This window comes from Escherichia marmotae (assembly GCF_002900365.1).
Taxonomy (GTDB): Bacteria; Pseudomonadota; Gammaproteobacteria; order Enterobacterales; family Enterobacteriaceae; genus Escherichia; species Escherichia marmotae.
On sequence record NZ_CP025979.1, the window covers coordinates 1,256,366 to 1,268,468 of the forward strand.

General features: G+C 49.6%; 14 protein-coding genes and 1 pseudogene. 3 read left to right on the forward strand and 12 right to left on the reverse strand.

Annotated elements, in window-relative coordinates:
- Nucleotides 1-137: 137 nt before the first annotated feature.
- The 6 genes from ycfP to hinT are packed head-to-tail and all read right to left on the reverse strand — an operon-like array spanning nt 138 to nt 3,938.
- Entirely contained in the window at nt 138-680 is a 543-nt protein-coding gene (ycfP, locus tag C1192_RS06700) for an alpha/beta hydrolase YcfP (protein WP_000587920.1), read from the reverse strand.
- Nucleotides 681-702: 22 nt separating this feature from the next.
- The gene (nagZ, locus tag C1192_RS06705; protein ID WP_000529327.1) at nt 703-1,728 is read right to left on the reverse strand and encodes a beta-N-acetylhexosaminidase; all 1,026 of its coding nucleotides are present in this window, start codon (nt 1,726-1,728) and stop codon (nt 703-705) included.
- A 10-nt stretch (nt 1,729-1,738) separates the two neighbouring features.
- Nucleotides 1,739-2,563, reverse strand: a complete 825-nt coding sequence (gene thiK, locus C1192_RS06710) for a thiamine kinase (RefSeq protein ID WP_001516193.1) — start codon at nt 2,561-2,563, stop codon at nt 1,739-1,741.
- On the reverse strand, nt 2,544-3,185 hold the full coding sequence (gene lpoB / locus C1192_RS06715; protein WP_001516192.1) for a penicillin-binding protein activator LpoB: 642 nt from the start codon (nt 3,183-3,185) through the stop codon (nt 2,544-2,546). The genes thiK and lpoB overlap by 20 nt, the downstream gene beginning before the upstream one ends.
- A 13-nt stretch (nt 3,186-3,198) precedes the next feature.
- Nucleotides 3,199-3,576 carry a YcfL family putative periplasmic lipoprotein gene (locus C1192_RS06720; protein ID WP_001225274.1) on the reverse strand — a complete coding sequence of 126 codons (378 nt, stop codon included), beginning with the start codon at nt 3,574-3,576 and terminating at the stop codon, nt 3,199-3,201.
- 2 nt (nt 3,577-3,578) lie between these two features.
- Nucleotides 3,579-3,938 (reverse strand): purine nucleoside phosphoramidase, encoded by a 360-nt coding sequence (gene hinT / locus C1192_RS06725; RefSeq protein ID WP_010377279.1) that lies wholly within the window; start codon nt 3,936-3,938, stop codon nt 3,579-3,581.
- 286 nt (nt 3,939-4,224) lie between these two features.
- Here hinT and C1192_RS06730 point away from each other — a divergent pair.
- A pseudogene (locus tag C1192_RS06730) lies at nt 4,225-4,380 on the forward strand (TonB-dependent siderophore receptor); the annotation flags it as partial.
- A gap of 59 nt (nt 4,381-4,439) precedes the next feature.
- Here the strand turns inward: C1192_RS06730 and ptsG are convergent.
- The 6 genes from ptsG to pabC all read right to left on the reverse strand — a co-directional run bounded on the left by ptsG (nt 4,440) and on the right by pabC (nt 10,442).
- Complete coding sequence (gene ptsG, locus C1192_RS06735) at nt 4,440-5,873, reverse strand: PTS glucose transporter subunit IIBC (RefSeq protein WP_000475699.1); 1,434 nt, start codon at nt 5,871-5,873, stop codon at nt 4,440-4,442.
- A gap of 294 nt (nt 5,874-6,167) precedes the next feature.
- On the reverse strand, nt 6,168-6,965 hold the full coding sequence (locus tag C1192_RS06740; RefSeq protein ID WP_000480281.1) for a metal-dependent hydrolase: 798 nt from the start codon (nt 6,963-6,965) through the stop codon (nt 6,168-6,170).
- 10 nt (nt 6,966-6,975) lie between these two features.
- Nucleotides 6,976-7,980 (reverse strand): DNA polymerase III subunit delta', encoded by a 1,005-nt coding sequence (gene holB / locus C1192_RS06745; protein WP_038354428.1) that lies wholly within the window; start codon nt 7,978-7,980, stop codon nt 6,976-6,978.
- On the reverse strand, nt 7,977-8,618 hold the full coding sequence (tmk, locus tag C1192_RS06750) for a dTMP kinase (protein ID WP_001257001.1): 642 nt from the start codon (nt 8,616-8,618) through the stop codon (nt 7,977-7,979). Before tmk ends, holB begins: the two co-directional genes overlap by 4 nt.
- Nucleotides 8,608-9,630, reverse strand: coding sequence for a cell division protein YceG (gene yceG / locus C1192_RS06755; RefSeq protein ID WP_000756887.1), 1,023 nt, complete (start codon nt 9,628-9,630; stop codon nt 8,608-8,610). Before yceG ends, tmk begins: the two co-directional genes overlap by 11 nt.
- Before the next feature lie 2 nt (nt 9,631-9,632).
- The gene (gene pabC, locus C1192_RS06760; protein ID WP_038354429.1) at nt 9,633-10,442 is read right to left on the reverse strand and encodes an aminodeoxychorismate lyase; all 810 of its coding nucleotides are present in this window, start codon (nt 10,440-10,442) and stop codon (nt 9,633-9,635) included.
- Nucleotides 10,443-10,824: 382 nt separating this feature from the next.
- Between pabC and C1192_RS06765 the strand changes: the two genes are divergently transcribed.
- Nucleotides 10,825-11,361, forward strand: a complete 537-nt coding sequence (locus tag C1192_RS06765; protein ID WP_038354430.1) for a fimbrial protein — start codon at nt 10,825-10,827, stop codon at nt 11,359-11,361.
- Between the two features lie 59 nt (nt 11,362-11,420).
- The gene (locus C1192_RS06770) at nt 11,421-12,095 is read left to right on the forward strand and encodes a fimbrial biogenesis chaperone (RefSeq protein WP_038354431.1); all 675 of its coding nucleotides are present in this window, start codon (nt 11,421-11,423) and stop codon (nt 12,093-12,095) included.
- Nucleotides 12,096-12,103 lie beyond the last annotated feature (8 nt).

Sequence of the window (12,103 nt, forward strand, 5' to 3'; positions counted from 1 at the left end):
AGGTGTTAGGCCTGATAAGATGCACATCAGACATTGGTGCACGGCTGTCGGATGCGGCGTGGACGCCTTATCCGACCTACAGAATCCGGGGCGCATCAGATAGCGGCAAGGTTACCTGATGCGACCGATGATAGCTTTTAACCGAGGGTTTTGAACGCTTTAATACGCTGCAAATGCGGGGAGATGTTTTTGAACTTGTGCGTCTGCTCTTCGTCCCAGACAATCTCGTAATAATGATGCAACTCTTCAGATGTCCGCTGGCTATTAAGCGCTTCATCGTGACGCGACAAGATCACCAGGCAACGATCGCGATTCTTCTCGCGGAAGTTGGTCACACACTTAGTAGCAATATCAGCGTACTCTTCCGGGCGATCAATCTTCCCTTCCATGTTTTCATAAGGGAACAGATTAGGGTTGAAGATCACCTGGCGGATATCACAGAGAAAACCAATCCGCTCCGCCCAGTAACCACCCAGCCCAACACCGCAAATTAACGGGCGCTCGTCAACATTCAGTTGCAACATTTTGTCCACTTCTTTGAGCAGATGCTGCATATCGTGTTTCGGGTGCAGAGTGCTGTAGCTTATCAGCCGTACATCGGGATCAATAAACTGCAATTGTAAGACTTTTTCGTGGTTACCCGGACTGTTAGAGTCAAAACCGTGTAAATAGATAATCATCGCTTCCTCACATAAGCCAGGGTTAGTGACTTGCTTTCTCTTCCTGCCAGCGTTCATGTAACTGATTCAGACGGGCGCTGATCTCTTTCCAGCGAGCCAAGTCCATCAGTTCCTGTCGCGAAAATGAACCTTTATGATACAAACGTGTAACACGTTCTGCCTTGATCGGTGACAGATTATCTAACACGCTGACGGCCCCTTTACGATTATTGCAGACCAGGATCATATCGCAACCCGCATCCAGTGATGCCTGCCCACGTTCAGCATAACTGCCCATAATCGCTGCGCCTTCCATCGATAAATCGTCAGAGAAAATCACACCGTCAAAACCCAGTTCCTGACGTAAAACGGTCTTAAGCCAGTGGGGAGATCCGCTCGCCGGACGCGGATCAACATCACTGTAGATCACATGCGCAGGCATAATGGCGTCGAGTTTATTTTCGCGAATTAACGTGCTGAAGACTGACATATCTTTGGCACGAATTTCCGCTTGCGGACGCGGATCACACGGCGTCTCTTTATGTGAGTCAGCAGTTACTGCGCCGTGACCAGGAAAGTGTTTACCGGTGGTTTTCATTCCGGCTTCATGCATACCATCAATAAATCGGCTGGCGATTGCGAGGGCTTTTTCTGGATCAGCATGATAAGAACGCTCACCAATCGCCGCGCTGATATGCCCTACGTCCAGCACTGGCGCAAAGCTGATATCAATATCCATAGCGATCATTTCGCTGGCCATTAACCAACCCGCCTCTTGCGCCAGTTTGCCACCCTCTTCCATTCCCAGCAGTGCAGCGAATGATTGCGCCGCCGGTAAGCAGGTAAAACCCTCACGAAAACGCTGCACACGCCCACCTTCCTGATCCACCGCCACCACCAGGTGATTGCGCGAAGCTGCTCGGATCTGACGCACCAGTTCGCGTAACTGCTCTGGATCGTGATAGTTACGCGTAAAGAGAATCAGCCCTCCGACCAGCGGATGCGCGAGAATCTCACGCTCTTCCGCGTCCAGTTCGTAACCTTCAACATCCAACATTACTGGACCCACACTGCTCTCCTTATTGTTTTATTGATAGCTGCCGCCAGGTGTCATTGGCCAGCCTGATAAATTGTTGATCGCCGGTTTGTTGCCAGCGGTACTCAAACCACCCTGCTTTCAGCATCAGCAACCAGGGAAACCAGCGCCTGACCTGACGCCACAATTGCGCCGGATTAATCTTCGCCCGCACGGCATAATCATTAACCAACCGTCGGTGCTGGTCAGTATTTTCCACCCACACCGCCGCCAGTTCCAGCGCGATATCGCCATCACCGGCATACTCCCAGTCGATGAGTTTTAACCCTGACGCGCTATGCACCAAGTTTCCGGCATGAACATCCATATGCAACGGACTCAGGCGTAGTGGCTGTGGTTCCCGCGCTTTGCGCAGACGTTTCAACATTCGCAGCCACCCCGTTGTTCGCCGCGCAGGATCGCTTTGCTGCCAGTACAGTTCCAGTAGCGGCAACAACGTTACTCGCCAGCCAAAACGCGGTTGTTGATGCAAATAATACAGCAAGCCAGCCAGTTCGTCGGTATCTGGCAATTGCGTTTTTACCTCGCCGGGTAAATAGTCAACCACCATCCAGCCACGAAGATATAAATGCGGCTTTGGCGCAAGGTATGCAGGTAATTGTGATAACACCCGATACTGACGTAAAAACGCGGACTGCGACGCATCAGGATCGTGCGGCTGACGCACAACAAAACGCTGATCCTTATATTCAATGAGAAAACTCCCGCCGCTAAGCCCATGATTAAACGTCGCGACGGGATGATACTGCGGAAAATAGCGCGACAGTAATTCGTCGCGCGTGATGGGATTATTGCTGCTGAACGGCACCTTTACCTGACCAAATAATTTCGCCCGTCTGCACCAACATCAGTTGCATTTGTAGGGTCGGTGCATTGACGTTGCCAGAGGCACTGGAGTAAAGCACGTAATGAGCTCCGACATTGCGAGCAATGCCTATGGCTTTACTACGCGTGCCTAAGCTGTCCTGCGGCGACAAACCTAGCTGCTGCTTAGCCATAGAAAGCTGCTGGGCGGAAACAAGGGTAAATTTACCGTTATTGGCCAGCGCATTACGCAGCGTTTCAGTCGCTTCTCCGGTATTCAGCGAACCGTTAGTACGGTTGTTAACGCTATCAACCAGCAGAACGCTCCCCGCAGTCACGCCATCAGCCCCAAGCATCTTACTGACCATTGGTTGCATTGCGCCATTCCAGTCATAATGACGAATATGCGGTGCAGGAGGCGCGGTTTGATCTTCGTGCTCAATTGGCCCTGGCTGCTGCGGGATCGTCGGCACCGATGGCACCGTGGGTACTGGCTGTTGCGGCTCGGCAGGTTGCTCCGGCGCAGGTTTCACCTCTTCTACCGGTGCGGGTTCACGTGGCCCCACACACCCGGCGAGAAACATCGCCAGCGCGGTGATTAAGGCGTAGCGACTCATTTTTGTCATCAAGATTCACCCCTTACAAATAAATATAAAGTCTGACTTTGTGCGCCCCAAGATAATTGGCGCTGCCGTACAGAGTCACCGCTGAACGCGCGGGAATTGTGACACTGCGTGGCGTTTCCAGAGGATGCATCTCCAGCCCTCTGGCGTCATACCAATAAAAACGATAATGAACGGTAACGGGTTCTTGCCTTTCGTTATAGAGCGTCGAGGATGCTGAAGACTGAATGTCAGACATTGAAAAAACAGGCTTTTCTGCGCTGATACCAGCAGCCAGAAGTGATGACTCCATCACCAGAGATTGTTCATCATTCACCGGAATTTCCGGATGTGAGCGACAACCCACCAGCAATAACAGCGCCAGAGACACCAGCCCAAAGCATCCTTTTCTCATCGTTACAGACCTTTATGCGCCAGCATTGGCCCCAACGGACGGCCACCCAGCAGGTGCATATGGATGTGGTACACCTCTTGTCCACCATGACGGTTGGTATTCATGATCAAACGGTAACCATCTTCGGCAATCCCTTCCTGCTCAGCGATTTTTGCCGCCACGGTGATCATGCGCCCCAGCGCCTGCTCATGCTCGGTTGACACGTCATTCACGGTAGGAATGAGGATATTAGGAATGATCAGAATATGTGTTGGCGCTTGCGGCGAAATATCGCGAAACGCCGTTACCAGATCATCCTGGTAAACGATATCGGAGGGGATCTCACGACGAATAATTTTGCTGAAAATAGTTTCTTCTGCCACGACATTTTCCTTTTTCATAATAGCCATGCGTTGCGCCATGCTACGCCGCGCCACACTGCGAGTATAGAGTATGGTCGAGTTAAACCCGCTCTTTCAACCTTAACTCACGATTTATTAAGCAAAAAATCGCTTTACTGCCGCATACATCGCTATTATTCCCATTTCCGCCTGCTAATGAACCGAAAACATGATTTCTCTTTAGTTTATATATTAAACAGGGATACACAGCCGCCATTGTTACCCGCCTGTATTGCGTTGGCATTATTCTTTCGCGCCGAAAACGACAGTTGATCTGTTCACCCGTTATCAGGTGACAAAAAACTTCTCGTTACAGGGGAACGTCAATAACCTGTTCGATAAAACCTATGATACCAACGTAGAAGGTTCTATCGTCTACAGCGCACCGCGTAATTTCAGCATTACCGGAACGTACCCGTTCTGATTGGCGCCAGTAAAAAAGGCAGCCATTCGGCTGCCTTAGTCTCCCCAACATCTTACGGATTAGTGGTTACGGATGTACTCATCCATTTCAGTTTTCAGGTTATCGGATTTAGTACCGAAAATCGCCTGAACACCAGAACCAGCAACCACTACGCCCGCTGCGCCCAGTTTTTTCAGGCCAGCCTGATCCACTTTGGACACATCAGCAACGCTGACGCGCAAACGGGTAATACATGCGTCGAGGTTAGTGATGTTTTCTTTACCGCCAAATGCGGCAACCAGAGCCGGTGCCATTTCGCTAGTACCGGTTGCTTTCGCATCTTCAGTTGCGTCTTCACGGCCCGGCGTTTTCAGATCCAGAGCTTTAATCAGCACGCGGAAGATAGTGTAGTAAACAATCGCATAACCGATACCGACAATCGGGAACAGCCACAGGTTGCTGCTGTTACCAGACAGTACGATAAAGTCAATCAGACCGTGCGAGAACGAAGTACCGTCACGCATCCCCAGCAGAATACAGATTGGGAATGCCAGACCTGCCAAAATCGCGTGGATGATGTACAGGATCGGCGCAACGAACATGAAGGAGAACTCGATCGGCTCGGTGATACCGGTCAGGAACGAGGTCAGTGCCGCGGAGATCATGATACCGCCCACTTTAGCGCGGTTTTCTGGTTTAGCAGAGTGCCAGATAGCAATCGCGGCAGCCGGCAGACCGTACATTTTGAACAGGAAGCCGCCAGACAGTTTACCCGCAGTCGGGTCACCCGCCATATAACGCGGAATATCGCCGTGGAACACCTGACCTGCGGCATTGGTGTATTCACCAATCTGCATCTGGAAAGGTACGTTCCAGATGTGGTGCAGACCAAACGGTACCAGGCAGCGTTCGATGAAGCCGTAGATACCAAACGCAACTACCGGGTTCTGGTAAGCAGCCCACTGGGAGAAGGTCTGGATTGCGGAACCAATTGGCGGCCAAATGAAGGACAGCACAACGCCAGTAAAGATGGCAGCCAGGCCAGAAATGATCGGCACAAAGCGTTTACCGGCAAAGAAGCCAAGATACTCAGGCAGCTTAATACGGTAGAAACGGTTAAACATGTACGCTGCAATCGCACCGGAGATGATCCCCCCGAGTACGCCTGTATCCGCCAGATGTTTAGCGGCAATTTCTTCAGCAGGTAAATGTAGTACCAGCGGCGCAACCACGGCCATGGTTTTTACCATGATGCCATAGGCAACAACTGCGGCCAGCGCAGATACGCCATCGTTATTGGTAAAGCCGAGGGCAACACCAATCGCAAAAATCAGTGGCATGTTTGCAAAGACGGAACCGCCTGCTTCTGCCATAACATGCGATACAACGGCGGGTAGCCAGCTGAAATTCGCGGAACCGACGCCCAGCAGAATACCTGCGATAGGCAGTACGGATACCGGCAGCATCAGCGATTTACCGACCTTTTGCAGGTTAGCAAATGCATTCTTAAACATAATTGAGAGTGCTCCTGAGTATGGGTGCTTTTTTAACGTTCTCACGCGTGGCAAGGGGGGAGAGCCTTACCGTATACAGGGCATCTAAGCGCCCCTTATTTATTACACAGAGTAAAATAATTCAATGTTGATTTGTTTGACGGTTATCACGTTTCAACTTCTGGTCATGAGAGAAGTTGCACATTTTGACAAAACATATGTCAAGATATTTCAAACGTGGTTATCCACCGCCCAATTTGCGGCGGTGAACTTTACTCGTTTTACCCATTAATTACGAGCTTAAAAAAAATTCATTCAACAGATGGATTGAAGGCGGGAAGCGTCGATGTGAAACAGACGGGCGAAGTTATCGGTGGTTACCTGCGCCAGTTCTTCAACGGCAACACCTTTCAACACAGCCATGTATTCTGCAACGTCACGAACCATCGCAGGTTGATTCTCTTTTCCTCGATGCGGTACGGGTGCCAGATAAGGTGAGTCAGTTTCGACCAACAACCGATCCAGAGGCACATAGCGCGCGGCATCGCGTAGTTGTTCCGCATTTCGGAAGGTCACAATGCCGGAGAAGGAGATGTAAAATCCGAGATCCAGTAACTTGCCCGCTGTTTCTCTGTCCTCTGTAAAACAGTGTAGTACGCCACCGCAATCCGTCACTCTTTCTTCGCGCAGAATTGCCAGCGTATCGGCACGGGCATCGCGCGTATGAACGATAACCGGTTTGTTCAGTTCGCGGCCAATCTGGATATGGTGAATAAAGGACTCTTGCTGACGCACTTTGGTTTCCGGCGTGTAATAATAATCCAGCCCGGTTTCACCCAGCGCAACAACCCCCTCTTCTGCCGCCAGGCGGCGTAAATCTTCCACATCGTAGGGATCGTTCTGGTTGAGCGGATGTACACCGCAAGAAAATGCAACGTTGTCACGTTCGCCTACCAGATCTCGCATATGCAAGTAACCCGGTAATGTCGTGGCAACCGCCAGACAAAATTTCACATCGCGCGCGGCGGCTTTCGCCAGAACGTCATCCACGTCCTTATGCAAAGATTCATAATTCAGACCATCAAGATGGCAGTGTGAGTCGACTAAAAACATAATGTCTCTCTTAAAGATGAGGAACCGGTAACACAACGCCCGGTTGCAGGTAATGCTCAATACGCAGTAAAAGATCGGTGATGAGAAGCTCGCGGTTTACGCCTGTGACAGAAATTAACTGTTCACGACTTTGGCAAACATCCCCCAGTATAGCCTGCAGGCGAGAGGGAGAAAGCTGGTTTGCCAGCGCGGTGACAACGCCAGGAACATCAACATTGGTGACGTGTGAGGCGTCATAATGGCGTTTGAGCGCATCCATCAACAAAGTTGCCAGCCAATGTAAACGCGCCGGAGCTTGTTCGTGATTAAGTGCCGACAACATCGAATACCAGTCGCCAGATTGCACGCTATGTGCCAACGCCTGACAAAGAGTCTCACGTGCCTGCCAGGTATCTCCCTGAAACAACACCAACGCCGCACCAGGCGAACCGGCGCTCAGGCGCAATGCGGTGAGTATGGCCTCTGGTGACATTGTCACTTCACGCGCAAGCCAGCTCACCGCGTACTGTTCTGGCGGTGGTGCAAGGTAATGCAAGCGACAACGGCTGCGCAGTGTGGCCAGTAAGCGTTCAATTTCTCGTGTAGCGAGGAAAAACCAGGTTTCCGCTGGCGGCTCTTCCAGAGTTTTCAGCAAGGCATTAGCAGCAGCATCGGTCAGCAAGGCAGCATCGGTGACCCAGACAACTTTTGCACCGCCTAATCGTGCGTGCTCATTCAATTTTTCAGTGACTTCACGCACAGCATCAATGCCCAGCGCGTTCTTTCCTTTTTCAGGTGCAAGAGTGTAATAATCGGGATGTGTCCCCGCCTGCATCAACTGGCATCCACGACAGTGACCACAGCTTTTGTGGCCCTGCGGTTGTTGGCAAAGTAAATAACGGCTCAGAGCATAGATTAAGGCATCATCGCCCATACTGGGTAACGCCTGAATCAGTAGCGCATGGTGACCCCTTCCGGCCTGATAGCTGGCTACCAGTTTTTCGAAATCAGGTCGTAACCATGGATACCATCTCATGCGTCCTGCTCCTTAACCCAGTGAGTCACGGTGGTGCGAATCGCGTCCATAACGGCTTCCAGCGGCTGGGTAGCATCAATGGTATGAATGCTTTTATCTTGTGCGGCCAGTTCCAGGTAGCGGGCGCGGGTACGATTAAAGAAATCAAAAGACTCTTGCTCAATGCGATCCAGCTCGCCACGCGCACGTGCGCGCTTAAGGCCGACTTCTGGGGTAACATCGAGATAGAGCGTTAAGTCAGGGCGAAAATCCCCAAGAACGGCATCACGTAACGTTGCCAGCATATGCTGGTCAATACCACGGCCACCGCCCTGATACGCCTGAGTGGAGAGATCGTGGCGATCGCCAATCACCCAGGTTCCATTAGCCAGCGCGGGTTTGATGACAGTCTCGACCAACTGAACGCGCGCGGCATAAAACATCAGCACTTCGGCTTTATCGGTAATGACTTCATCGCCTACCGATTTGATATCCAGCACCAGGCTTCTTAACTTTTCGGCAAGTTGCGTGCCGCCAGGTTCCCGAGTGAAAACCATGTCACGGATACCCAGTTGCTCAAGCGTCTCGACCACCACGTTACGCGCGGTAGTTTTGCCTGCACCTTCCAGCCCTTCAATGACGATATACTTACTGCGCATTTTTTTCCTTAAGCACTTTCAGATAATCCTGCACAGACTTGTTATGACTGGCAAGATTGGTATTAAACGTGTGACCGCCTTTACCATCGGCCACAAAATAGAGATACGGCGTTTTTGCCGGATGCGCAGCAGCCTTCAGCGAATCCGCCCCCGGCGTTGCAATTGCGCCTGGCGGCAGACCGGTAATGGTATAAGTGTTATACGCTGTTGGTGCTTCCAGATCTGCACGGGAGAGCTTGCCATTATAACGCTCTCCCATCCCGTAAATCACCGTCGGGTCGGTCTGCAGACGCATGCCAATACGTAAACGGTTGATAAATACCGAGGCAACCTGATCGCGTTCACTGGCAACGGCCGTTTCTTTTTCGATAATCGACGCCATGGTCACCAGTTGGTTTTTATCTTTATAGGGCAGCCCATCTGCACGGCCTTCCCAGGCGCTATCGACCGCTTTCACCATTTTCTTGTGCGCTCGTTTGAGTAACGCGACATCAGTGGTATTGGCGGTATACATCCAGGTATCTGGCCAGAACCAGCCTTCAATCCACTCCGGGTTTTCCAGCTCCAGCGCCTGTGCCACGGTGGCGTATTTATCGTCGCTCAACGTGTGCTTAACATACGGTGCCTCACGCAATTGTTTGAGGTAATCGCTCAGACGCATCCCTTCCACCAGGCGTAGCGGGAACTGCGCTTCTTTACCGCTTTCCAGCAATTTCAGCATCTCGCGCACGGTCATCTGTGGTGTAAAACGGTAAGTACCGGCTTTGAAATGAGAAAGATCCGGCTCGATACGCAGCAACCATTGAAATACACGTGGGCGATTGATGATCTTATCGGCATAAAGTTGTTCACCGAGCCCCCGTCGCCCGGTCCCCGGTTTCAAGGTAAATATAGTCTCTTCTTTAATAAGTAATTTGCTGTCAGCAAGGTGGCGAACTTTCCAGACGCCCACACCAGCGGCGATACCCAGTACCACCAGCAATAACAAGACAATCAATAACACTTTTTTCATGACTAATTCGGGTGCTCACAAAGTGGGGCTAAATATTCATATAGCGTTGTTGACGAAAAGGAGACATCGTCACAAGCGCGTACAGGGATAATCGGCATTAGCGCATTACAAACTATCATCTCATCCGCCTGCATCACTTCTTCCAGTGTGGCTTGCACTTCGACAACCTGATAAGAGGATTGTGCCAGTAAACGAATACAGAATTGTCGCATAATGCCGTTGACACCAGCCTGATCCAGACGCGGCGTATAAACTACGTTGTTCTTGCGCCAGAACAAATTAGCCGCACAGCATTCCGTAACCCACCCTTCGCTGTCAAGAACCAGCGCCTCATCAGCGTTTGTCTGCTCAAGATGAGAGCGGATCAGTACTTGCTCAAGGCGATTCAGATGTTTAATACCTGCAAGATGAGGATTGCGCCCCAGACGTACAGGGCTCAGTGCTAGGGAAATGCCCTCTTGCCGCCAGCGGGCATAATGCTCTGGATATTCAGATACAGTCAAAATACGGGTTGGTGTATAGCAACTGACTGCACTGTATCCTCGACCTCCACAGCCTCGGCTAATGATCACTTTCAGAACACCATTCTGTGATTTTTGTGCTAAACATTGCATTTCGTCTGCCAGGAGTTCCCAATCTGTATATAGAATATTTAACCGCGAACACGCATCGCGAAGACGAGACAGATGGGAGGACAGCAACACGACTTGCCCGTCAACAATACGCGCGGTGGTAAAACATCCATCACCAAACTGAATACTTCTATCGCCAACTGGCAGATTTTCATTACAATACCCATTAATTAAAGGCATTTTTATCTCCGGACTTAAATATACTGAATCAGCTTAATTTCCATTTTGGCAAGAGTTTAGATTATTTTTCACCATTTGTGTCTTACATCTGAAAGTTTGTCAGTTTTATCCTTGCAATATATTCACACATTCAATAAAACATATCAATGTTCGAGGTGACATCATGTCATCTGCCGCCTTACATTCATCCAAATCATTATTCAAATTCTCCACAACATATACACACAAATTATTATTTAAGATAAATTTAAAAATACATTTAGAAGAAATAATTTGTTAAAAGCAATAATATTAATATAATGAAAAAGCCTGTGACATTTAATGTTCACTGGATGGTGAATATTTTTCGCTGTGAAAATAAACAAATACAAGGACAATGTTAATGAAAGTTAAACTAGCCGCACTGGCTTTAGCAACAACCGTGGGGCTTTCCGCAAACGCCTATGCAGATGACGGTAAAATCGATTTTACTGGCAATATTATTGAAGCCGGTTGTACTGTAGACAGTACTCTTACTACACCTCAAACAGTTAAATTAGGCGATGTTGCAAAAACCGCATTTAATGGCGCAGGTACTACTGCCGCAAATACCCGTTTTATCCTTGCTTTGAGCAACTGCCCAGATGCTCTCAAAAGCAAAGCGGTTGTCGTAAAATACGACGGCACGCCGGACAGTACTAACGGTGATTATCTTCAATTAACTGGCTACGGTACTGCTGGCGTTGCTAAAGGTGTCGCTATCCAGCTACTTAATGCCTCCGGTACTGCATTACCGTTAGCAACCTCTTCCGAAGCTAAGAACATTAGCGCAACCGGTGATGCTAAGTTGACCTTCTTTGCGCGTTATATCGCAACTGACGCCGTCGTTAGCGCTGGTACTGCTAACAGCACCGTGAACTTTACGCTGGCATATAACTAATACTCGCATTTTATTAAGGTAAAACCGGAGCATTCCGGTTTTACTTTCGAGGTTAATTAATGAAATCATTAAAGACACTGATTGCTACGGCATTATTTTTAACCATAAACATAGCGCATGCGGGTGTTATTATTGGCAGCACAAGGGTTGTGTATCAGGGTGAGAAAAAAGAAACCTCACTAAACATTAAAAATCCCGACAAATACTCATACCTGGTGCAGTCATGGATTGACGAGGATGACAGCAACAACAAAAAAACCTCTTTTATCATCACACCTCCATTGTTCCGTTTAGGTGCAAACGAAGAAAACATGCTGCGAATTATTCACACCGGTGACAATTTACCCACCGATCGTGAATCCATGTACTGGATGAATATAAAAACGGTTCCTGCGACGGAAGCGACACCGACCACAAATACGTTACAAATTGCGATAAAGACACGCATCAAACTCATTTATCGCCCGGTGGGTCTGTCTGACGTACCGGAAAAGTCAACGGATAAGCTGTCCTGGCGGCGGAATGGTCAGCAGTTGGTCGTCACCAATCCAACGCCCTATTACATGAACTTTAGCACCGTCAACATTGGTAACACGATGGTCAAAGACGCCACTTATGTTGCACCAATGGATAGCGCGAGCTTCACTATTCCTTCAAATGCGACAGGCAACGTCACCTGGACACTGATCTCAGATTTTGGTTCCACAGGTAACGAACATCGCGCCACGTTGTAAATTTTTAC